The organism is Pseudomonas paraglycinae (genome assembly GCF_021601625.1).
GTDB lineage: Bacteria > Pseudomonadota > Gammaproteobacteria > Pseudomonadales > Pseudomonadaceae > Aquipseudomonas > Aquipseudomonas paraglycinae.
The window spans coordinates 260393-281302 of sequence record NZ_BQHR01000004.1; the positions used below are offsets into that span (position 1 = coordinate 260393).

At 61.1% G+C, this 20910-nt stretch carries 21 protein-coding genes; 10 read left to right on the forward strand and 11 right to left on the reverse strand.

Features of this window, described 5'->3' with window-relative positions; genetic code table 11:
* The first annotated feature begins 153 nt into the window (after positions 1–153).
* Both L6D82_RS07945 and L6D82_RS07950 read left to right on the forward strand, forming a co-directional pair.
* Positions 154–1905: a phosphoethanolamine transferase CptA gene (locus L6D82_RS07945; protein WP_236188616.1), complete on the forward strand. Its 1752-nt coding sequence runs from the start codon at positions 154–156 to the stop codon at positions 1903–1905.
* Positions 1906–2138: 233 nt separating this feature from the next.
* Positions 2139–2345, forward strand: a complete 207-nt coding sequence (locus L6D82_RS07950; RefSeq protein WP_085603949.1) for a hypothetical protein — start codon at positions 2139–2141, stop codon at positions 2343–2345.
* Between the two features lie 83 nt (positions 2346–2428).
* Here L6D82_RS07950 and L6D82_RS07955 read toward each other — a convergent pair whose 3' ends face one another.
* The 7 genes from L6D82_RS07955 to L6D82_RS07985 form a co-directional block, all read right to left on the reverse strand.
* Positions 2429–2926 carry a GNAT family N-acetyltransferase gene (locus tag L6D82_RS07955; protein WP_085745791.1) on the reverse strand — a complete coding sequence of 166 codons (498 nt, stop codon included), beginning with the start codon at positions 2924–2926 and terminating at the stop codon, positions 2429–2431.
* Positions 2927–3024: 98 nt separating this feature from the next.
* The gene (locus L6D82_RS07960) at positions 3025–3606 is read right to left on the reverse strand and encodes a DinB family protein (RefSeq protein WP_102718020.1); all 582 of its coding nucleotides are present in this window, start codon (positions 3604–3606) and stop codon (positions 3025–3027) included.
* Positions 3607–3623: 17 nt separating this feature from the next.
* Positions 3624–4742, reverse strand: coding sequence for a cell division protein ZapE (gene zapE / locus L6D82_RS07965; protein WP_236188617.1), 1119 nt, complete (start codon positions 4740–4742; stop codon positions 3624–3626).
* 22 nt (positions 4743–4764) lie between these two features.
* Positions 4765–5106 (reverse strand): nuclear transport factor 2 family protein, encoded by a 342-nt coding sequence (locus L6D82_RS07970; RefSeq protein ID WP_007957516.1) that lies wholly within the window; start codon positions 5104–5106, stop codon positions 4765–4767.
* A 51-nt stretch (positions 5107–5157) separates the two neighbouring features.
* Positions 5158–5874, reverse strand: coding sequence for a helix-turn-helix transcriptional regulator (locus L6D82_RS07975; RefSeq protein ID WP_115077845.1), 717 nt, complete (start codon positions 5872–5874; stop codon positions 5158–5160).
* An 88-nt stretch (positions 5875–5962) separates the two neighbouring features.
* Positions 5963–6922, reverse strand: a complete 960-nt coding sequence (speB, locus tag L6D82_RS07980; protein ID WP_064381781.1) for an agmatinase — start codon at positions 6920–6922, stop codon at positions 5963–5965.
* A gap of 26 nt (positions 6923–6948) precedes the next feature.
* Positions 6949–8040 carry a polyamine ABC transporter substrate-binding protein gene (locus L6D82_RS07985; protein WP_236188618.1) on the reverse strand — a complete coding sequence of 364 codons (1092 nt, stop codon included), beginning with the start codon at positions 8038–8040 and terminating at the stop codon, positions 6949–6951.
* 99 nt (positions 8041–8139) lie between these two features.
* Here L6D82_RS07985 and L6D82_RS07990 point away from each other — a divergent pair, with 99 nt between their 5' ends.
* The 4 genes from L6D82_RS07990 to L6D82_RS08005 all read left to right on the forward strand — a co-directional run bounded on the left by L6D82_RS07990 (position 8140) and on the right by L6D82_RS08005 (position 11802).
* A complete protein-coding gene (locus L6D82_RS07990) occupies positions 8140–9039 on the forward strand; it encodes a LysR family transcriptional regulator (RefSeq protein ID WP_236188619.1) in 900 nt (299 codons plus the stop codon).
* Between the two features lie 142 nt (positions 9040–9181).
* The gene (locus L6D82_RS07995; RefSeq protein ID WP_085667096.1) at positions 9182–10648 is read left to right on the forward strand and encodes a nucleobase:cation symporter-2 family protein; all 1467 of its coding nucleotides are present in this window, start codon (positions 9182–9184) and stop codon (positions 10646–10648) included.
* A gap of 70 nt (positions 10649–10718) precedes the next feature.
* The gene (locus L6D82_RS08000; protein WP_236188621.1) at positions 10719–11192 is read left to right on the forward strand and encodes an LEA/WHy family protein; all 474 of its coding nucleotides are present in this window, start codon (positions 10719–10721) and stop codon (positions 11190–11192) included.
* Positions 11193–11244: 52 nt separating this feature from the next.
* Positions 11245–11802, forward strand: coding sequence for a GNAT family N-acetyltransferase (locus L6D82_RS08005; protein WP_236188623.1), 558 nt, complete (start codon positions 11245–11247; stop codon positions 11800–11802).
* Here L6D82_RS08005 and L6D82_RS08010 read toward each other — a convergent pair.
* Positions 11792–12715 carry a carbon-nitrogen hydrolase family protein gene (locus L6D82_RS08010; RefSeq protein ID WP_236188625.1) on the reverse strand — a complete coding sequence of 308 codons (924 nt, stop codon included), beginning with the start codon at positions 12713–12715 and terminating at the stop codon, positions 11792–11794. The genes L6D82_RS08005 and L6D82_RS08010 overlap by 11 nt on opposite strands.
* Before the next feature lie 84 nt (positions 12716–12799).
* Between L6D82_RS08010 and L6D82_RS08015 the strand changes: the two genes are divergently transcribed.
* Positions 12800–13714 (forward strand): LysR family transcriptional regulator, encoded by a 915-nt coding sequence (locus L6D82_RS08015; RefSeq protein ID WP_236188626.1) that lies wholly within the window; start codon positions 12800–12802, stop codon positions 13712–13714.
* Here the strand turns inward: L6D82_RS08015 and L6D82_RS08020 are convergent, their stop codons facing one another.
* Positions 13715–13969, reverse strand: coding sequence for a hypothetical protein (locus L6D82_RS08020; RefSeq protein WP_007957535.1), 255 nt, complete (start codon positions 13967–13969; stop codon positions 13715–13717).
* Between the two features lie 153 nt (positions 13970–14122).
* Here L6D82_RS08020 and L6D82_RS08025 point away from each other — a divergent pair, with 153 nt between their 5' ends.
* Entirely contained in the window at positions 14123–14440 is a 318-nt protein-coding gene (locus L6D82_RS08025) for an ElaB/YgaM/YqjD family protein (RefSeq protein ID WP_016982860.1), read from the forward strand.
* Positions 14441–14495: 55 nt separating this feature from the next.
* On the opposite strand, the gene L6D82_RS08030 is transcribed toward L6D82_RS08025, so the two are convergent.
* Positions 14496–15527: an Ldh family oxidoreductase gene (locus L6D82_RS08030; RefSeq protein ID WP_085745801.1), complete on the reverse strand. Its 1032-nt coding sequence runs from the start codon at positions 15525–15527 to the stop codon at positions 14496–14498.
* 191 nt (positions 15528–15718) lie between these two features.
* Here L6D82_RS08030 and L6D82_RS28585 point away from each other — a divergent pair, with 191 nt between their 5' ends.
* Together L6D82_RS28585 and L6D82_RS08035 are read left to right on the forward strand one after the other, a co-directional pair.
* Positions 15719–16678: a hypothetical protein gene (locus L6D82_RS28585; RefSeq protein ID WP_309295556.1), complete on the forward strand. Its 960-nt coding sequence runs from the start codon at positions 15719–15721 to the stop codon at positions 16676–16678.
* Positions 16588–20547: a dermonecrotic toxin domain-containing protein gene (locus L6D82_RS08035; protein WP_309295557.1), complete on the forward strand. Its 3960-nt coding sequence runs from the start codon at positions 16588–16590 to the stop codon at positions 20545–20547. The genes L6D82_RS28585 and L6D82_RS08035 overlap by 91 nt, the downstream gene beginning before the upstream one ends.
* Positions 20548–20603: 56 nt before the next feature.
* Here L6D82_RS08035 and L6D82_RS08040 read toward each other — a convergent pair whose 3' ends face one another.
* Positions 20604–20873, reverse strand: coding sequence for a PepSY domain-containing protein (locus L6D82_RS08040; protein WP_085745803.1), 270 nt, complete (start codon positions 20871–20873; stop codon positions 20604–20606).
* Positions 20874–20910: the final 37 nt, after the last annotated feature.

Sequence of the window (20910 nt, forward strand, 5' to 3'; positions counted from 1 at the left end):
TGTTTCGGCAACTAACAAAGTTTTCACATTGGCTTGTTGATACTCCGGCGCATTCTGGCCGTGCGTGTCTGCGCATGGCCTCCGTTCGTCGGGTTCATACGCGGTTACATGAAGCGCCCGGCGGTGGATGTGACGACTGAGCTGGAGTGCTGAATGGCGGTGTTCAAACGCAGCAATACGACTGCGACAGGTTTCGACTGGGCCGGTTTTATCTGGTTGTTCGTGTTTTTCTGGTACTTCTCCGGTATCACCCAACTGCTGATCCAGTTGACGGGCACTTCAGGGTTCACGGGCTTTCGCCAGGCCTTCGTGATGAGCGCCGTGTGGCTCGCGCCGATGTTGTTGTTCCCCAAACGCACCCGTTTGCTCGCCGCGCTGATCGGCGTGGTGCTGTGGGCCTGCTCGATGGCCAGCCTGGGGTATTTCTTCATCTATCAGCAGGAATTCTCCCAGAGCGTCATCTTCATCATGTTCGAATCGAACGTGTCCGAAGCCGGCGAGTACATGACCCAGTACTTTGCCTGGTGGATGGTTCCGGCGTTCATCGCACACACCGCGTTCGCGTACTTCCTGTGGACCCGCCTGCGTCCGGTGTACTTGCCCCGTGGCCGGGCAGTCGTCGCCGCCATGGCGATTCTGGTGGCCGTGATCGGCTACCCGCTGGTCAAGCAGACAATGCGCACGGGCAGCCTTGCTGGCGGTTTCGAGAAATTCGAGACCCGCATCGAGCCGGCCGTGCCGTGGCAGATGGCCGTGGCGTACCACCGCTATCAGGACACCCTGGCCGACATGCAGGGCATGCTGCACAGCGCGAGCAAGATCCCGCCGCTGAAAAACCTCAAGGACTCGGGCGCCAACCAGCCGGCAACCCTGGTGCTGGTGATCGGCGAATCCACCAACCGCCAGCGCATGAGCCTCTACGGCTACCCGCGTAAAACCACGCCGGAGCTGGACAAGCTCAAGGATCAGCTGTCGATCTTCGACAACGTCATCACTCCGCGCCCTTACACGATTGAAGCGCTGCAACAGGTGCTGACCTTCGCCGACGAAGAAAACCCGGACCTGTACCTGTCCACGCCGTCGCTGGTCAGCATGATGAAACAGGCCGGCTACAAGACGTTCTGGATCACCAACCAGCAGACCATGACCAAACGCAACACCATGCTCACGACCTTCTCCGAACAGGCCGACGAGCAGGTGTACCTGAACAACAACCGCAACCAGAACGCCGCCCAGTACGACGGCGACGTGATCGAGCCGTTCAACAAGGCCCTGGCCGACGCGGCGCCGCGCAAGTTGATCGTCGTGCACCTGCTCGGTACGCACATGAGCTACCAGTACCGTTATCCGCCGAGCTTCGACAAGTTCCAGGACCGCAACGGCGTTCCGGCCGGTGTGCGTGACGATCAGGTTCCGACCTACAACAGCTACGACAACGCGGTGCTGTACAACGATTTCGTGGTCTCGAGCCTGATCAAGGACTACGCCAAATCCGATCCTAACGGCTTTTTGCTGTACCTCTCCGACCACGGTGAAGACGTGTTCGACTCGGTCGGCCACAGCACCTTGGGTCGCAACGAAAACAAGCCGACCGCACCGATGTACACCATTCCGTTCATGGCCTGGGCGTCGCCGAAGTGGCGTGAAAACCACGACTGGAGTTTCGCCGGGGATCTGAGCCGCCCTTACAGCAGCTCGCACCTGATCCACACCTGGGCGGACCTGGCCGGTTTGAGTTTCGATGAACTGGATCGCACCAAGAGCGTGGTCAGCGACAGCTTCAAGCCGCGTCCGCTGTTGATCGGCAACCCTTACGAACGCGAACAGCGGGCTCTGATCGACTTCAGCCTGATGAAGCCGAAGAAACCCGCCACTGCGACCACGGAAGTGGTTCTGCAACAGTAACAAAAAGGGCCGGAAACGGCCCTTTTCGACATTCACAGCCGCACTGCCCCCTCCTTCCTTACGACCAGCACGCGTCATTCACGCGTGCAGCGTTCGTCCGATACGCCGTGGAAACACCCTGTAAAACCTACACTGAACGAGCGTTAACCTCTTGTTAATGCCCTCGACGGACACTGCGCCCCGAGGCCCTGATTCATGGACGAACGGCTCCGACATTTTTCGTAGGAGGCACCATGAAAACCACGACTGCAATTCTTGCAGGCCTGCTCACCCTCGCATCCGCCAGCGCATTCGCCGAAGGCGGCGCCGAGCGCATGAGACATTACTGGGCCAATTTCCCGGTTCATTCCGCACAGAGCCAGCAGGCTGAGGCGAAGACCAACGAACTCAAGGTTCCGGACGACCAGACCGCCCAGGTCACCGAGTCCTATCGCCCTTGAGCGAACGCTTTACCGATGGACCTGCGATGGCTCCGCTCTGGCCCCGCAGATGACAGTTGGGCGCCCTCTCCGGGCGCCTTTTTTTATGCCTGCAGATCCTTGATCCAGAACAGCATGCGCCCGTGACTGGGGTCGAACATGCCCGGCGCGAAGCCGAACTTGGCGTAGGAGTTTTGCGCCACGGCATTGCCTTCAAGTACTTCCAGAGTGATCTTGCAGCAACCGCGCTGACGGGCTATTTCCTCGACCTTGCGCAGCATTTTCTGGCTCAACCCCAGACCGCGAAACTTGGTCACCACCGACACATCGTGCACGTTGACCAATGGTTTACAGGCAAACGTGGAAAACCCTTCAAAGCAGTTCACCAGCCCCGCCGGCTCGCCACCGACGAACGCCAGGACGCTGAACGCGTGGGGCCGCTTGGCCAGTTCGGCGGGCAGTTGCTGCAACAGTTCGGGGGCAATGGGATGGCCGCCGCCCATCGGGTCTTCGGCGTAATGATTGAGCACCACACCGATGGCCTCGGCATGCACCGGGTTGGTGTAACTGGCTTGAAGCACAAGAATTTCTGCGGAATCCATTTCCTTCCTCGATCGCACGGGGCCCCGGCGCGTTTGATACGCACTGATAGGCTCGGCGACCTTAGCGCGAGGCAGGCCCCGGCCACAACCCGACGTATTCAGTGGCCCCAGATGAGTTCTTCAGTCCAGCCCAGCTCGGCGAAATCCTCGGCTCGCAGACCGGACTCGCCGGCACAGAAAAACTCGTCCAGCTGCGGCGGTTTCACCGAGGTGCCGCTGAGCATCGCGTGGACCTGGCCACGATGATGGATCTGATGCTCGAAAAGGTGGGAAATCATCCGCAGCCGACTGTCGTGCTGCGGCGTGTCGCGGGCGATCGTGACGATGCGCCCCAGATCGGCATCGCGCAGTTGCTCGCAGTAGGCGATCAGCCGACGGTCGACATGGTCCTGCTCACGGCGCAGGGCCTGCGCCTCGGTGAAGGGCTCGTCAGCGTTGAAGAACACGTAGCAATCGGGATGCGGTTCGTCACCGCGCAACTCGCGCTCCAGCGCATCGACGTAGAACCAGTCGCAGGTCAGGATGTGATTGAGGGTCAGGCGGATGCTCGGGAAGAAACTCACCCGTGGCGCTGCCAGCTGCGCATCATCGAGCTGGCTCCAGGCCTTGGCCAGTCGATGGTTGGCCCAAGCGTTCTGATAAGCCATGGTCAGCAAATGATGGGACAGTGGCTGAGTCATGTCGCGCCCTCCGTGTTTCAGGTCTCGGCGAAGCGTTGCAGCTGCATCTCCTGCAAGCGGCTGAGGGTCCGGCGGAACGGGAATTCCAGGTAGCCCTCGGTGTACAGCGCGTCCATCGGCACTTCGGCCTCAATGTACAGCGGCACCTTGCGGTCGTAGCACTCGTCGACCAGCGCGATGAACCGGCGCACGCCGTCGTCGTGCACCGACAACTGCGGCAATTCGCGATCGCCGGCCACTACCCGTTCCGCGCCGTCCTCGGTGCCACGGGCAATCCGCCCTTCGCGCTTTTTCGCGCTGAGGTTCGGCACCTCGCTCAACAGGATAGCCCGGTAGGTGTCGCACAGCGCGATGAAGTCCATGGCGGCGAACGGTTGCTCGCACAGATCGGCATAGCGGCACCACAGCACCGAATCGCCGGCCTGTACCACGTTCAAAGCACGGTAACCGACCGGCACCGGTTCGGCACTGACGGTCTGCCCGGCGGCCAAGGCGTCGAACACCTGACTTAGCTCGCTACCCTGCCCCGCAGAGGCGACCCAATAGCGTTGTTCGACAGCGCCGGGATGCAAGCGGTGATCGTCGGCGCCATTCACCGCGACCACTTGCATGTGCTGCTTGATCGCGGTGATTGCCGGCAGGAAGCGATCGCGGTTGAAGCCGTCGGCATAGAGCTGATCCGGCGGCAGGTTAGAGGTGCAGACCACCACCACACCTTCATCGAACATCACCTGAAACAGTCGTCCGAGAATGATCGCGTCACCGATGTCATTGACGAACAGTTCATCGAAACACAGCACCCGCACCTCGACCGCCAACTCACGAGCCAGGGCCCTCAATGGATCGGCGATCCCGGTCAGTTGAAACGAGCGTTGATGCACCCAGCCCATGAAGTGATGAAAGTGTTGGCGCCGCGCCGGCACCCGCAGGCTTTGGTGGAATTGATCCATCAGCCAGGTCTTGCCGCGCCCGACCGGGCCCCACAGGTAAACGCCGGTGACCGAACGGGCACCGGCGTGCAGGGCTTCATGGCATTTTTGCAAGGACCAGACCGCGTGTTCCTGGGCTTCATCCTGGATGAAGCCCTTGTGGTCGACGGCGTATTGCCAGGCGCTCAAAGGGGAGTCGAAAGTCATGCGCGGCAGTATGCCACGATGGCTACAGGGAAATATCCAGCCGAGCGATTTTGCCCTGTTCGTTGAGCCGGAACGTGTAGCGCAGCTCCAACGGGCTGCCGGGGAACGTTCCGGAGATCAGCCCTTGCACCAGCACCTTGCCGGTGCGCTGCTGAACGCCCAGCACTTCCACCCGCGGCTGATAGCGCTGGGCGGTGTCTTGCATCCAGTTGGCGATGGCCTGCGGGCCGACCTGATGATGGCCTTCATCGAACACATGGGCATCCTCGGCAAAAAAACTGCCGACCCGGGACGTATCGCGAGCATTGGCGGCGTTGATGTACTCAACGATGGCCGGGGCAAGTATCGAGGTGGGATGGAACATGGTTACAGCTCCTTTTTTCGGGTTCTGTCGCCATCCTAGAACAGCCCTGCGTCAATTCCTGTCAGGAGTGAAACGGCCATTTTCGTCCAGTTGCATCTGCCGCTGCCAGGTGCGCAACAGGTCGCTGCGCCGCCCCGGATAGCGCTCGCCCTGCAGGCTCGCCGCGGCAATCCGGTCGGTGCGAAAGGTGCGATAGGCGCCGCGCAATTCACACCACGCCACGATGATCCGCACCTCGTTGAGAAAGCCCAGCGCCAGCGGCCAGATCAAGCGCTGGCTCTGCACCTGCTGCGCATCGGCGTAATCGATGTGCAACTTGGCCTGATCGCGGATCGCGTGACGGAAAACGTTCAACGGCACCGCGTTTTGCGGAAAACCGTAACCCGGCGGCCCGGGCATGACGGTCGGGTTGCGCAGCGCTTCCTGGGCCTGCGGGTCCAGCACCGCAGCGATTTTCGCCAGCGCATCCGCCGCAGCCTTGCTCAGCACCTCGTCGCCACGCTGATCGACATAACGCAGGCCCAGCACGATGGCTTCGGTCTCGTCGGCGTTGAGCATCAGCGGCGGCAGAAACAGACCGCTGCGCAATACGTAACCGATGCCCGCCTCGCCATGGATCGGCGCGCCGAGTGCGGTCAATTCGGCGATGTCGCGATAGAGCGTGCGCTCGGAGATCTCCAGCTCGGACGCCAGCGTCGCCGCAGTCACCGGGCGTTTCTTGCCACGCAGCACTTGCAGCAGGGTCAACAGGCGAGTGGTTCGCGACACGGTGAGAGGCTCCGGACAAAAGTTTGCCGGAGCTTAGCAGAGCCTGGTGTCAGAAATTGTCAGGAGCTTTCACCAGACTCGGAGGGGATCACGCGTCGACTTTGTGCCGGGCCGCATACAGGCAAAGCATCTCCATGGCCAGGGTTGCCGCCGCCAGCGACGTCACGTCCGCGTGGTCATAGGCCGGGGCCACTTCCACCACGTCCATGCCGACCAGATTGATCCCGCGCAGGCCGCCAAGGATCTCCAGCGCCTGCACCGTGCTCAGGCCGCCGCAAACCGGCGTACCGGTGCCCGGTGCAAAGGCCGGATCGAGGCAATCGATGTCGAACGTCAGGTACACCGGGTTATCCCCGACTCGCGCACGAATGGCCTCGACGATCGCCTCACAACCACGGCGATGCACCTGCCGCGCGTCCAGCACCTGAAAACCCTGATGATCGTCGTTGGTGGTGCGCAAACCGATCTGCACCGAACGCGCCGGATCCACCAGCCCTTCCCGCGCGGCGTGCCAGAACATGGTGCCGTGATCGACCCGCTTGCCACCCTCGTCCGGCCAGGTGTCGCTGTGTGCATCGAAGTGGATCAGCGACAGCGTGCCGTGCTTGCGCGCATGGGCCTTGAGCAGCGGGTAACTGATGAAGTGGTCGCCACCAAAGGTGAGCATGGCGCTGCCGGAGCTGAGGATGTGCTCGGCGTGGGCCTCGATGCTTTCCGGAATGGTGTGCGGCGAGCCGTAATCGAAGTCGCAATCGCCGTAATCGATCACCGCCAGATGATCGAACGGGTCGAACGCCCACGGCCAGTGCCGTTCCCAGGCAATCCCGGTGGACGCCGCACGAATTCCGCGCGGCCCGAAACGCGCGCCGGGACGGTTGCTGGTGGCGGTGTCGAACGGCACACCGCTGACCGCCACGTCCACGCCGCGCAGGTCACGGCTGTAGCGCCGGCGCATGAAACTGGTGATCCCGGCGTAGGTGCTTTCGGCAGCAGTGCCGTAAAGGCTGTCACGGGTCAGGGCCTGATCGTTTTGCATGGGCACGTCCATCGGTGTGTTCCTGTTGTTATGAAGGGCTATTGGCGGCTACGGAAAGTGGTCCACAAGCGCGTGCGCTGGCGCATGTCCTTGAGGCTCATGCTGCGGTCGGCGTACAGCCGCTCACGCACTTCGGGTTTCGGATAAATGTCCGGGTCGTTGCGCACCGCTTCATCCACCAGCGGCGTGGCGGCCTGGTTGGCGGTGGCGAAGAACAGCGTATTGGTCAGCGCCGCCACGGATTCGGGGCGCAACATGAACTCGATGAAGGTGCGCGCGGCCTCGGGATGCGGCGCGTCTTTGGGAATGGCGAGGTTGTCCTGCCACACCAGCGTGCCTTCCTTGGGAATCCGGTAAGCAACCTCAAACGGCTTGTTGGCCTTGCGCGCCTGATCGGCAGCCATGCTCGCGTCACCGTTATAGGTCAGCGCCAGGCAGACGCTGCCGTTGGCCAGATCGCTGATCTGCCGGCCGGTGGCGACGTACAGCACCGAGGGCTGCAACTTCTGCAACAAGGCTTCGGCGGCGGCCAGATCGGTCTTGTCGGTGCTGTAGGGATCTTTACCGAGATAGTGCAGCGCCAGGCCGATCACTTCCTGAGGCGAGTCGAGAATCGCAATCCCGCAATCCTTGAGTTTGCTGGCATATTCTGGCTTGAACAGCAGATCGAGGCTGTTGAGCGGCACATCCGGCAGCCGCTGTTTGACTGCCTCGACGTTCATGCCCAGGCCGAGGGTGCCCCAGGTGTAAGGCACGCCGTAGCGGTTGCCGGGATCGACCGCCGCCAGTTTTTCCAGCAGATCCGGATCGAGATTGGCGTAACCCTTGACCCCTTCGTGGGGAATTTCCTTGAGCGCTCCAGCGGCCAGACCTCGGGCCAACACGCTGGACGATGGCACCACCACGTCATAGCCACTGCCGCCCGTAAGCAGCTTGGTTTCCAGCACCTCGGAGGTATCAAAGGTGTCGTAGCGCACGTGGATGCCGGTATCCTTTTCGAAGCGCTGCAAGGTTTCAGGCGCCACGTAATCGGCCCAGCTGTAGAGATTGAGGGTTTTCTCTTCGGCCTGGGCGGCGATGGAGACGGTAAGCAACAAAGCGGGCAAACACAGCTTGAAGACGGGAGCCATGACGAACACCTGACCGAAGGAAGTGGTGGCAGGATGCGCCGTCGGATACATTCGAGAAATATCAAGTTTGTTAACCTGACTTTATCCCGGAGTAATGTGATGCTCGGTCAGCTCCACGATGTCGATCTTCAGCTTCTGCGGCTGTTTCTCGGCGTGGTCGAATCCAATGGTTTCAGTGCTGCGCAAGGTGAACTGGGCCTGAGCCAGTCGAGCATCAGCCAGCAAATGGCCAAGCTTGAAACCCGTCTCGGCTATCGGGTGTGCAACCGGGGCAAGGCCGGTTTCAGCCTGACGCCCAAGGGCGAACAGCTGTTGATTGCCGCCCGGGCGCTGTTCGATTCGATCGAAACCTTCCGCCATCAATCCAACGGCGTCGCCGGACGATTGATCGGTGAAGTGCGGCTGGGTCTGTCGGAAGCGGTCGATCAGTCGGTGCTGCAACGGGTGGCGGATGCGATCCGGCGGTTTCGCGAGCGGGACGAATCAGTGCGCATCGAACTGATCAGCGCCATGCCCGGCGAAATGGAGCGTCTGTTGCTGCAACAGCGGCTGGACCTGGCCATCGGTTATTTCTCCCAGGTGCAGAGCGCGTTCGACTATCGCGAGCTGTTCAGCGAAACCCAGCATCTGTATTGCGCCCCCGGTCATCCGCTGTTTACCGACGATGCTCCCGATGACACCGCGTTGCAGGCCTGCGACCGGGTCGATCATCCCTACCGGTTCCTGCGCAGTGACGAGCCGTTTCAGGGCAAGGTCTGCTCGGCGCGCTCGGAACAGGTCGAAGGCACCCTCGCCTTCATTCTGTCCGGCAAACACGTCGGTTATCTGCCCAACCATTACGCCCGCCAATGGCAGGAAAAGGGTCTGTTGCGCCCGGTGCGCGAAGGCGAGTTGAGCTTTGACGTGGCGTTCCACTTGGCCCGCCATCGGGCGCAGGTGCCCGGCGATGCACAGAAGGCTTTTGAAGAAGATCTGCTGTCAGCCTTTGGTCGAACCTGAGCATTTTTTGGAACGCGGAGCGTCCCCGGCTGCATTCCCACGCAGAGCGTGGGAACGATCATGCGTTGCCCTCGCCCCTCGCTTACGGCATCCTGCGCACCCATTTTCCGACCCGGCCCCGCATTGCGGCACGCAAACCACCATGACCGTCTCTGAAAAAGCCCCGCGCAACAACGATCTGATCTACGGCCTCAACGACCGTCCGCACTTCACCGCAACGGTGTTTGCCGCCCTGCAACACGTGCTGGCCAGCTTCGTCGGCATCATCACCCCGACCCTGATCATGGGCGGTGCCCTCGGCCTGCAAAGTGAAATCCCGTACCTGATCAGCATGGCGCTGTTCGTCTCGGGCCTCGGCACCTTCGTTCAGGCCAAGCGCTTCGGCCCGGTCGGTTCGGGGCTGCTGTGCCTGCAAGGCACCAGTTTTTCCTTTATCAGCGTGATTCTCAGCGCCGGTTTCATGGTCAAGGCCCGGGGCGGCGGCACCGATGAAATCCTCTCGACGATCTTCGGCGTGTGCTTCTTCGCCGCCTTCATCGAAGTGGTGCTGAGCCAGTTTATCGGCAAGTTGCGCATGCTGATCACCCCGGTGGTCACCGGCACCATCATCACCCTGATGGGCCTGTCGCTGATCAAAGTGGCGATGACCGACATTGCCGGCGGCTTCGGCGCGGCGGACCTGGGCGCGGCCAGCCATGTGTTTCTGGCAGCGCTGGTGCTGGGCACCATCGTGGTATTGAACCGGGTTGATGTGCCGTTCCTGCGGCTGGGCGCGATCGTCATCGGCCTGACCCTCGGCTACGTGGTGGCGTGGCTGATGGGCACCGTAGACTTTGCCAACCTGCCCGAAGTGCCGGTGGTCAGCGTGCCGGTGCCGTTCAAGTATGGTTTCAACTTCGATTGGGTGGCGTTCGTGCCGGTGGCGGTGATTTTCCTGGTGTCGCCGCTGGAGGCTGCCGGTGACCTGACCGCCAACTCGATGATCTCGCGGCAACCGGTCAAAGGCCCGCTGTACATCCGCCGGATCAAGTCCGGGCTGCTGGCCGACGGCCTCAACTCGGCCATGGCGGCGGTGTTCAACAGCATGCCGATGGTGACCTTCGCCCAGAACAACGGGGTGATTCAGCTCACCGGCGTGGCCAGCCGCTACGTCGCGTTCTTCATCGCCGGCCTGCTGGTGTTGCTGGGGCTATTCCCGATGATCGGCGCGGTGCTGCAACTGATGCCGAAACCGGTGCTCGGCGGCGCAGAGCTGGTGATGTTCGGCACCGTAGCCGTGGCCGGGATCAAGATCCTCGCCGAGGCCGGCCTGCATCGGCGCAACATGCTGATCGTGGCGATTTCCGTCGGCATGGGCCTGGGCATCGCCGCCGTGCCGGAAGTGCTGCGTGAACTGCCGCAGGCGCTGCGCAATATTTTCGAGTCGCCAATCACCGTCGGCGCGCTGTGTGCCATCGTGCTGAATATCTTCCTGCCGGAAGAATTCATCGAACTGGAAGAAGATGACTTCGACCCGGAAGCCTCTATCCTTCAGGTCATGGAAAACCCCGACCTGCCGGCCAAAGCTGAACCCGCCGCGCCGGCCGCTGTCGCACAGTTGAACCGTTGATCCTGTCCGCTCCATGAAAAAAGGGCTGATACCGGCGACGGTTCAGCCCTTTTTCAATGAGAGAGCATCAATGCGCCGTTTCCAAGCCGTCATCCTGTCCCTGCTTCTGCTCTCGCTCAGCGCCTGTGCGCTGTTTCCCAACCGCGACCCGGTGAACATCAACGTGGTCGGCCTCGAACCGCTGCCGAGCCAGGATCTGGAAGTCCGTTTCGCGATCAAGCTGCGGGTGCAGAACCCCAACGAAACGCCCATCGACTACAACGGCATCGCGCTGGATCTGGAGGTCAACGGCCACTCCCTGGCGTCGGGCGTTAGCGATCAGAGCGGCTCGATTCCACGGTTCTCCGAAACCATCGTCAGCGTCCCGGTGAGCATTTCCGCGTTCTCGGTGCTGCGCCAGACCTTGGGCCTGAGCCAGACGCAAACCCTCGACAACCTGCCCTATGTGCTGCGCGGCAAACTTGCGGGCGGGTTGTTTGGCACGATGCGTTTTGTCGACACCGGCAAGCTGAGTCTGCCGAGAGCCAGTGCCGCAACCTGGTAAAGATGCGGTAGCCTGCAGCGTTTACTATCAGAAACATGGAAGCCGCAGGTTTATGGAAGACATCCCCACGCTGTACACCGAACGACTGATCTTGCGTCCACTTGAACTGGCGGACGCCGAGGCCATCCAGCAGCAATTCCCCCACTGGGAAGTGGTGCGTTATCTGAACGTCTTCGTGCCCTGGCCTTATCCGGACGATGGCGCCCTCACCTATCTGCGTGACATTGCGCTGCCTGCCATTGCGGCAGGCAAAGAGTGGCAATGGACGATTCGTTTCAGGTCGGCGCCAGAGCAATTGATCGGCAACATCAGCCTGATGGACGAGCCGGACAACCACCGCGGTTTTTGGCTCGCCCCGACCTGGCAGGGCCAGGGCTTGATGACCGAAGCCAGCGAAGCCGTGACCCGGTACTGGTTCGAAACCCTCGATCAACCGTTGATGCGCGTGCCGAAAGCCGCACCGAACCTTGGCTCGCGAAAGCTCTCGGAACGCGCTGACATGCGCTTGATTCGCACCGATGAGGACGACTTCGTCGGCGGCCGCTTCCCACGGGAGATCTGGGAAATCACCCGAGATGAATGGCGGCGCCGACAATCCGTCAAACCGTGAAACGCACGCCCGGTTTAGCCCGCTCATCGACGCTCAACTCGAACACATCCGGCCGCGCATAGTGGCCGACCACGTCGTAGTCGTAGCGGGCGCGCACCAGTTCTTCGGTGTCGATCTCGGCGGTGAGCAGTCCGGCCTCGCCGCGCAACGGCCCGGCCAGCACGTCGCCCATCGGCCCGACGATCACGCTGCCGCCGGCGATCAGCGGTCGATCCCCCGGCCAGTTGGCAACTTCCACCCCCAGTTCATTCGGCGAGGCCTGGACCTGACAGGCGCTGACCACAAAACAGCGCCCTTCATGGGCGATGTGGCGCATGCTGACCTGCCACATCTCGCGCTCATCCACAGTCGGCGCGCACCAGACCTCGATGCCCTTGGCATACATCGCCGTGCGCATCAGCGGCATCATGTTTTCCCAGCAGATCACGGCGCCGAGCTTGCCGACCTGAGTGTCGAGCACCGGCAGCGTCGAACCGTCGCCCTTGCCCCAGATCAGCCGTTCGGTGCCGGTAGGCATCAGCTTGCGGTGTTTGGCCACGAGTCCTGCCTGCGGGTCGAAATACAGCGCGGTGCAGTGCAAGGTGCTGCCGGCCCGTTCGATCACGCCGATCACCAGATTGGCCCCGGTGCGTGCCGACAGACCGGCCAGCGCTTCGGTTTCCGCACCCGGCACGTCGATGGCGTTGGCGAAGTAACGGGCGTAGGCCTCGCGGCCTTCGGGCAAGCGGTAACCCAATTGCGTGCCGAAGCCCTCGCCCTTCGGGTAACCGCCGAGCAACGCTTCGGGCATCACCACCAGCGCGGCGCCGGATTCGATGATCGCGGTTTCCCAGCTCAGGATCTGTTCCAGGGTCTCAGCCTTGCCACCGGGCAAGGCGCCGATCTGCAGGGCGGCAACGATTGATTTGGGCATGGCGGTCACTCCGTGAAGTTCAGGTGTTGCTCATTGTCCGGCGCCAAGGGATCATGAATAAAGACCGATCCACTGCTGAATGATATGAGCCAAATGAATATCGCGACCGTCGACCTCAACCTGCTGAAAGTCTTCGAAGCGCTGCATGAAGAGTCCAGCGCCAGCCGCGCGGCGTTGCGCCTGGGCGTGACCCAGTCGGCGGTCAGCGCGGCCTTACGGCGGTTGCGCGAGGTGTATGGCGATCAATTGTTCGTGCGCACCGGCCGGGGACTGGCGCCGACGCTCAAGGCCAACCAGTTGAAACCAGTGGTCAGCGATGCGCTGAATAAATGTCGGCAAAGCCTGGCCATGGTCGACCCGACGGCCAATCACTACGAAGGACGCTCGGTCACCGTGGGCCTATCGGACGATTTCGAGATCGCTTACGGCCGGCGACTGATCGAGGAAATCGCCCGTCGTGCGCCAAAACTGCGGCTGATTTTCCGCCAGACCCACAGCCAGATCGTCGCCCGGGCACTGATGGAACGCAGCATCGACTTGGCAATTACCGCCGGCGGGTTCGCCGAGCGGCTGCTCAGCCGTCAGGTGTTGGGTGAAGGGGGTTACGCGTGTCTGGTGGATCCGGCGAGCCTGGCGCCGGGTCAGCAGCAGATCGATCTGGAGGAGTTCGTCACCCGCGAGCACCTTCTGGTGTCGTCGGGCGGTTTTATCGGGATCACCGATGAAGGGCTGGCGGCGCTGGGCCGCAGTCGCCGGGTCTGCGCCTCGACCACGCATTTCGCGGCATTACCGCACCTGCTCAAGGGCAGCGATGCGGTGGCGACCATTCCGGCCCACGCCGCGCAGGCCATTGCCGTAATGAGCGGGCTGGCGCTGCTGCCCTGCCCGCTGGCGCTGCCGCGTTACCCGATCGAACTGGGCTGGCGCACCAGCACCCAGATCGATCCGGTGGTGCTGACGGTGCGCGAAGCGATTGGCTCCAGTTTCAGGGCCGAGTGATTACTTGTTGGCCGCCATCAGGCGATTGACTTCACTGCGCACCATGTTGGCGAATTCCGGAGGCGACATGCCGTCCAGTTCAGCGCGAACGAACTCGGCCCATTTGCCCTTGCGTTTGGAGCGCTCGCCGAACAACCGCGCGGCTTCGCCCTTGGCTTTGCCCAGATTGTTCTGCCAGAGTTCGAACAGTCGGGATTTTTCATCTTCCAGCGCGGCGCGCTCTGCGAGGGATTTGTCGGCCAGATTGAAACTCATCGGGAATTACCTGCTGCATGAAATGGCGACATCTTACACTCTGGACGGAAACCTCTGACGCTGGTTTTTGCTCCGGATGGAAAATCGCTGCAACTTTTCAAGTCGCGCCACACTCCATTGTTCACTGTCCATTCACCTGCAAGGAGTCACCCAATGGCCCGCAAAAGCGCCGTTCAAGCCGCTGAAGACCAAATCAAGGATCAAGCGTTCAGCGAACTTCAGGCTCTGATCGAAGAGTCGGACAAACTGCTCAAGAGCAGTGCTTCACTGGTCGGCGAGGAAGCGGAAACCCTGCGCGGACAAATCGCCCTGAAATTGCAGCAGGCACTGGATTCGGTATCCAGTGTGCGTGACCGCACCAAACCGGCGGTGGACGCCACCGAGAGCTACATCGGCGGTCATCCGTGGCAGACCGTGGCGATTTCCGCCGGGTTCGGTCTGGTGGTCGGATTGCTGCTCGGTCGCCGCTGAGCGCGAACAAAAAAGGCGAGCCCTCGGGCTCGCCTTTTTCATGCCCGGCACACACTCATTCGCCGGCCAGTTCACGCAACTGCGACAGGGTCTGTTGATCCAGTTCGATTCCTTTGGCCAGTGACTTGGCCCGCTGCAAATGCCGCCGATCACCCGGCAAGCGCTTGAGCCCCACGCTGTGCATCTGCCGCACAAGTTCCTGACTGCGTTCGGCAAAGCTTTGCCCGGCAGTCTTGCTCGGGTCGATCACTATCAGTAACTGGCCGGTCCACGGGGTCTTGGCGCCGGGATGGTTCTTCCAGTCGAACTCAAACGAGAAGTTGCCGCCGGTCAGCGCGGCGGCCAGCAGCTCGACCATCATCGACAGCGCCGAGCCTTTGTGCCCGCCAAACGGCAGCAATGCGCCGCCTTCCAGAATCGCTTTCGGGTCGCAGGTCGGCTGGCCGAGGCTGTCGACACCCATGCCCGCCGGCAGCTTCTCGCCCTTGCGCGCGGCGATCTGCACGTCGCCATGGGCGATGGCGCTGGTGGCCAGGTCGAACACGATCGGCGCACCGTCAGCCCGTGGCGCGGCAAAGGCAATCGGGTTGGTGCCGAACAATGGCCGGTCGGCGCCGTGGGGCACCACGCATGTCATGCTGTTGACCACGCTCAACGCTACCAGGCCTTCATCGGCGAAAGGCTCGACGTCCGGCCACAGCGCGGCAAAGTGATGGGAATTGCGGATCGCCAACACCGCGATCCCGGCACTGCGGGCCTTTTCCACCAGCAGCGCACGTGCTGCCGCCAGCGCAGGCTGGGCAAAACCGTTGCCGGCATCGACGCTGACGAATCCTGAAGCCACATCCTCGACTTTCGGCACAGCCTTGCCGTTGACCCAGCCGCTGTTGAGCGTCGAGACATATCCGGGGATCCGAAATACGCCGTGACTGTGCGCACCGTCCCGCTCGGCATTCGCGCAATTCGCGGCCAGCGTTCTGGCGACTTCGGCGGAGGTGCCGTGACGGGTGAAAATCCTTTCCAGCAATTGAGTCAGCTCGTCCAGGGATACCGTGGACGAGACCGCATGATCGTGTGGCGCAGACATCTGAAGCTCCAGAGTAATTATTGGAGGGAACAACAGCGAACGAACAACCCGCCTGAGGATTAACCATGGCCGGCCGGTTACCTGTCAACCCCGCAATATTTATCTACCACCCTCGCCTCCGTCACCCGCCCTAGCCTTGCGTCTCGACCCATCGGCGCCTGCCAGCATGCGCCCCTCATCGAGACTCGATCATGTCAGCCCCCATCAAACCCTTGTTGTTCCCCGAAGTCTTTGATTCCCCCGGACTCTGGACCGAGCTGGGCAAGGCCCATGGCCTGTCGGAGCACGAATTCAGATGGCTCGCCCATGCAAAGCTGTCCACCCATGCCTTGCGCAGCCAGCAGACCCCGGCCATGCGCGCCGAGCACATCCTGCTCAATGTTGGCAAGGAAATGCCGCTGCCGTTGCCGGGTGCGTTCGTTCTCGGCGAGACGCCCGTCAATAAAGCCCAGATCCTGTACACCGTGTATGACGGCCTCAAGAAGTACCCTGACCGCGCCGACTTGAAACAACAGTTGGAGCAGCGACTGAACAATCCTGACGACCAGGCCAATCTGTTTGCGTTCCTGTCGTTGCCGCAACGCAAGCGGCTGTTCGATGCCGAAAACATAACGGTGTCGTTCAGCCTCATCGAAGGTGATGTATTCGATGAAAACACCGCGGCCATCCAACAGGGGCAAGTTCTGAATACGCAGGCCATGCGTGCGGAGCTGGAGCAGTTGCCGACGCTCAATCATCTGCTGGAAAGCATTCTGGATGAATTGCTCAAGTCGCATTTCGGCAGCCTGCAGCAAAACCGTACTCGTGTCGGTTTCTACACCCTGGACGATGCCACCGGCGCCGATGCCGCGACGCCGACCAGACACTGGCTCGACTCCATGAGCCTGAGCGATGCGGTGCTGTTGCATTACCGGCATCAACAGTGGCCGACCGCCGCACTGCGGGAGTTCAGCAACCCAGGCAGATCAGTCACCAAAGGCGATCAAGCGCAATGGGAAGAGGCTGTCAAAAGCGCGTCCGGCATGTTGCCAGCGCTGCTTTTCCGGCAACTGGAACACTATTGGAATGCGGCATCTGCAGACGGCGCGCCGCGCCGCGCCGCACGTTCTTCGCCGACGTGCTGCAAGACCAGGCACGCAGCGAATGGATGATCAAACGCGAAAGCGGCATTCTCGATGCAACACAGTTCAACGCACTGCATCAGCTGATAACGCACGACGCGCAAGGCCCGCAACGCCCTCTCACCGAAACCGTGCGGCTCTGGGAGCACGAAGCCAACTACGTCGAACTGGCGGGGTCGCTGATGATCAGCGCAAGCCAGGCATTTCTTTACACGCCGGTGCAGGGCCTGCAAGTTCTCACCGACTACAAAGACTTGAAACAGACGTTGCAGAGCAAGTTCATTGCCAAGGGCCACGAAGACGAACTCTACGGCCTGCTCAGCCTTGACGAGCGCAACCGGTTTCTGGGTTTCGACCAGCCGCAGGTGTCGGGAGACCGAATCATCGGAGAAATCTTCAAGATCCTCTTCGAATTGATCATCACCAAGCAGCGGCAAAACATCGAATACGCCTTGCAAGTGTTTCGCCACAGCGATGGCGCGGTGAATCTGCACGCCCTTTTCGACAAGAGCCTGGACATCCGTTCGATGATTCATGAGCGTTTGCTGGTGCTGGACAGTGCAGGTCGATGGAGCACGCATCCGGTGCTGGCAGGCAACCAGCAACCCTCTCAGGTACTGGCAGACAAGGCGCGCGCGGCGATCAAGACATTCAGCAGCGTCGAGGGCCCGCTTGTCGCGATGCTCGAAACACAACCCATGGCGCATCAGGAGGCCCAACGGCCGTTTCTCGAAAGCCTGAAGTCAATGCTTGCTCATGCATGGTTTATCGGTGTCACCGGCGAAGCCCGGTTGCGGGTGCTGGGCGACAGCCTGTCGGCCTCCGTACAGGCAATTGTCAACACCGTGATCAACGCTGATCAGCCGACCCGTGCGTTGCGGCACTCCCTCGAGGGCTTTCGCCCCGATGCCTATACACTCAGCCTTGAGTCTTCCGGTCAGCAGAATCTGCTGCCGCTCGCCCACTGCCTGCTGATGACCGAGCGCGGCGGCCTGGACGCCAGTCACTCCGGGCGGGCAGTGATCTGGACGCCCGCGCTGGGCATTGAAGTGTTCGACACTGTCGCCGCTGCACGGCGCATGCTCGATCAGCGGCTGCTGCACAGCGTGCAACGTCTGTCGTTACTGGAAAACCTGCTGCCCGCGCAGTTTCAGCCCCACCAGCGCTACACCCTTGGGGCATTTCAAATCATCGAACACAACGTGCTGCACAATCGCGTGCAATCGGCCATCGAGCATTTTCTCGGGCGCTGCGAGCAGGTGCGCACCCGCGTGAAAGATCCCGTCAGGCGCAACAATGCTCTGACGAAACTGCGCAATCAGGCTTTTCACACCAACCTCAAACTGGCGAAGGCCCATGCCCGGGCCATTGCCACACAACAGACCTACCCGGCGTGGCTGGGCATGGCAGCGAACGCGGAACAGAAACTGCACGTCGAACTCATGGAGCAGTGGCGCCAGAGTGTCGTCGACGACAAGGACTACCTGACAGGCGTGCCGACGCTGGTCAGCCATGTCGAGCAGACCTTGAAATCACTGCTCGACAGTCGATTCCCCAAGAGCGGGCTCAATCCCCGGCACATTCAGATAACGCCCAATCTGGCGCTGGCCGGGCCCGCCAGAAACCTGGTCGAGTTTGCCCTCAATCACATCAACATCGCCCAGGGCACCGGTTTCAAGGTCACCTCGAAAACCACCCAGGCCCTTCCGGACGGGCTGAACCAAAGCGCCGTGACACAACTACTGCTGTCCCTGGCGATACCGACCACCTACAGCGACAAGGTCCGTGACGCGCTATCGACGACATCGGTGGCGGGTCTGGCCCGGCAACAGGTTTTTTTTCGCCAGGTGCCCTGGCAATTGCTGCAACACGCTCATGCACTGAAACTTCAGCAGCATTTGTCCGAGAAGGCCTTCAGTTACATCCGCCAGGTACTGGACATGCCGGATGCCATCGCCCGCGCGGCCGTCGCCGGGACACACGCGATCGTGTGTCCGCTGTCATTGATCAAGACGGAAAAGGCCAACGCCGTCGAGGCATGTGGCCTGTATGTGCTGGCTCCCGATACCGGGCACAAAGGCCCGTTAGTGCTTTATACCCCGTATGCGGAGCAGGCCTTTCACGAATTCCCCGATGAACAGGGTCTGATCGCCGCCCTTAATATTCCGGGGCTGCTGCAGAACCTGTTGTTCCGTCGTCTGCCACCCACACAACGCGCAACATTTCGCAGCCTGTTCGCCGACACCCTCGGCCAGACCAGTGAAGTAACACTCGATTACCGCCCGATCGGGGGCAACCTGCTGGAGCGGCTGTTTCAGGACAACCTCGATGTGTTGAAACAAATGCTCGGGTCGCAGAAAGACAGCGACGGGCAATCCGACTGGGACAACGCCAAAGTCCTGTTCAGTGACGAGATCAAACAGGTCACGGACATGTTGCAAGGCAAACTCGCCTATGGGCGCTTTCTCTGGCAAGCCTACGACGAATTCAAGGACTCGGCCGAAGCCCTGCAGAATCATCATTGGAAAAGAGCACTGAAATCTTTTTTCGACGGCGCGGAGCAGATGGTGCTTGTCGGCCTTTTGCCGGAAATGTCGGCCGAAAGCACAGTGAGCGCCGAGGTCGGCGAGCAGACCGTCGCGACCGGCACTGGAAAAGTCGAAAAACCGATTGCACCGACCTTGGCCGAGATCGAAACCACCTCGCCACAACGCACACGCCTGCAGCCTTTCGAGGCGACGGATGTCGCGCTCAAGGACCTCACGTACAGCGCGGCTCAGGGCGTCTATCAGAACGCCGCGAACAACCGCAGCTATGCGGCCGTTGATGGCAAGGTCTACCGGGTCGTCAAGCAGGGTTCGGCCTGGCAATTGGCCAAAGCTGAGGAACGCGGCCCGTTGCTGTTGAAAAACGGTTCGCGGATGGTACAGATCGCGCACGGCCAGACCGTTCATTTCGGCAAAGCCTTCTCCAGAATGCTGGAGCACAACAAATACACGCGCCTGCGCCGCACGATGCTCAACATCGAAGCGCACGGCATGGAAGAAATCACTCGACGCTACCCTGAAAAAGCGCGGGTACTCGGGCACGCAGTGGGGCTGGCCCGGGATTATGCGTTCAACTGCCTGCACAACCTGGCGATTCTGGACATAACCGCTGTGCCCGGTGGACGGGTCAACCGGTTTCTAATGGAGTTTTTTGATGTCCCGCGTCTCACAACGCAGATCCTGGCCAGGATAAAAACCGCGATCTTGCCGATCTGCAACGCCCTGGTAGATCCCGCTGATGATTTGCTCAACACCGACCGGTTCATCGTCGGTTCGACCAACTGGTTCCACGACGTGATTGCGTTTGTCCTCGATGGCGATCTGCAGAACAAGGTCCATTTCACCCAGCACTTTTTTGACCAGGACCTGGGTGACTACGTCCCCGTCGTTGCTCAAGGGTTTGATATTGACGGTCATGCGCAAGCCGAAACCCTGATCCACGAACTCGCCCATCAACTGAGCAACGCCTGGGATATCGCAACCGTACGCGGGCGTGAGCCTTTCTGTGACCTGATATCGGCGGTGACACCCGACGGTGCGAAGTTGCTCCGGTCGTTGCAGGACGAACGGAGAATGGCGCTGTCACTGGCCACACCCCGGGCACAACTGTTCGCGGAATGGAATCCGGATCGCGCGATCTGGATCGACTTTGACAGGATTCCCGAAAAAGAGACCACGGCTGCGGAAATTTTCAAGCAAACGAACAGTACGACAATGAACGAGGCGCGCAATGCGTTCATGGATCAGCAGTCATCGGATGCCCGGGTGGGTGTCATCCTGCACAACGCGGACTCGATCGCCCTGCTGATCTGCGAAGTCGGCCGCCAGCTGGATCCTGTCCCGACCGTCTGACCCCAAAAAAAAATGCGCAGGTTCGACACCTGCGCATTGCTCGACAACCGTGAGACTCAGTCCTTCTGGTCACGCAGGACGTTGCCCGAAGCGCCGTCGATGCGGAATTCGTACACCACACCGTCAGCCTTGCGCCCTTCCCCTTTCCAATAGCCGTCATTGTCGGCCTCGATCTCGTAGACCTCGACATAACCGGCCTTGGTCTTGACGATCTCGATGGCCTTCTCGATGGTGATCCATCCTGCGCCAGGACGGTCAGCCAGTGCCGCGCCTGCACTCAGAAGACTGGCGGTGGCGACGAAAGCGGCCAAGGTTCTTTTGATCATTTTTTCACTCCATTTGTGGTTAATGTTCACGAAACGT

What these genes read in the sequence shown, in the direction of transcription:
- zapE (WP_236188617.1), bottom strand. Translation starts at nt 4,742, where the DNA reads ATGACTTTCGACTCCCCTTTGAGCGCCTGGCAATACGCCGTCGACCAC.
- L6D82_RS07970 (WP_007957516.1), bottom strand. Translation starts at nt 5,106, where the DNA reads ATGTTCCATCCCACCTCGATACTTGCCCCGGCCATCGTTGAGTACATC.
- L6D82_RS08005 (WP_236188623.1), top strand. Translation starts at nt 11,245, where the DNA reads ATGGAAGACATCCCCACGCTGTACACCGAACGACTGATCTTGCGTCCA.
- L6D82_RS08000 (WP_236188621.1), top strand. Translation starts at nt 10,719, where the DNA reads ATGCGCCGTTTCCAAGCCGTCATCCTGTCCCTGCTTCTGCTCTCGCTC.
- speB (WP_064381781.1), bottom strand. Translation starts at nt 6,922, where the DNA reads ATGGACGTGCCCATGCAAAACGATCAGGCCCTGACCCGTGACAGCCTT.
- L6D82_RS07960 (WP_102718020.1), bottom strand. Translation starts at nt 3,606, where the DNA reads ATGACTCAGCCACTGTCCCATCATTTGCTGACCATGGCTTATCAGAAC.
- L6D82_RS08030 (WP_085745801.1), bottom strand. Translation starts at nt 15,527, where the DNA reads ATGTCTGCGCCACACGATCATGCGGTCTCGTCCACGGTATCCCTGGAC.
- L6D82_RS07985 (WP_236188618.1), bottom strand. Translation starts at nt 8,040, where the DNA reads ATGGCTCCCGTCTTCAAGCTGTGTTTGCCCGCTTTGTTGCTTACCGTC.
- L6D82_RS07990 (WP_236188619.1), top strand. Translation starts at nt 8,140, where the DNA reads ATGCTCGGTCAGCTCCACGATGTCGATCTTCAGCTTCTGCGGCTGTTT.
- L6D82_RS08015 (WP_236188626.1), top strand. Translation starts at nt 12,800, where the DNA reads ATGAGCCAAATGAATATCGCGACCGTCGACCTCAACCTGCTGAAAGTC.
- L6D82_RS28585 (WP_309295556.1), top strand. Translation starts at nt 15,719, where the DNA reads ATGTCAGCCCCCATCAAACCCTTGTTGTTCCCCGAAGTCTTTGATTCC.
- L6D82_RS07950 (WP_085603949.1), top strand. Translation starts at nt 2,139, where the DNA reads ATGAAAACCACGACTGCAATTCTTGCAGGCCTGCTCACCCTCGCATCC.
- L6D82_RS08025 (WP_016982860.1), top strand. Translation starts at nt 14,123, where the DNA reads ATGGCCCGCAAAAGCGCCGTTCAAGCCGCTGAAGACCAAATCAAGGAT.
- L6D82_RS07945 (WP_236188616.1), top strand. Translation starts at nt 154, where the DNA reads ATGGCGGTGTTCAAACGCAGCAATACGACTGCGACAGGTTTCGACTGG.
- L6D82_RS08020 (WP_007957535.1), bottom strand. Translation starts at nt 13,969, where the DNA reads ATGAGTTTCAATCTGGCCGACAAATCCCTCGCAGAGCGCGCCGCGCTG.
- L6D82_RS07955 (WP_085745791.1), bottom strand. Translation starts at nt 2,926, where the DNA reads ATGGATTCCGCAGAAATTCTTGTGCTTCAAGCCAGTTACACCAACCCG.
- L6D82_RS07995 (WP_085667096.1), top strand. Translation starts at nt 9,182, where the DNA reads ATGACCGTCTCTGAAAAAGCCCCGCGCAACAACGATCTGATCTACGGC.
- L6D82_RS08010 (WP_236188625.1), bottom strand. Translation starts at nt 12,715, where the DNA reads ATGCCCAAATCAATCGTTGCCGCCCTGCAGATCGGCGCCTTGCCCGGT.
- L6D82_RS08040 (WP_085745803.1), bottom strand. Translation starts at nt 20,873, where the DNA reads ATGATCAAAAGAACCTTGGCCGCTTTCGTCGCCACCGCCAGTCTTCTG.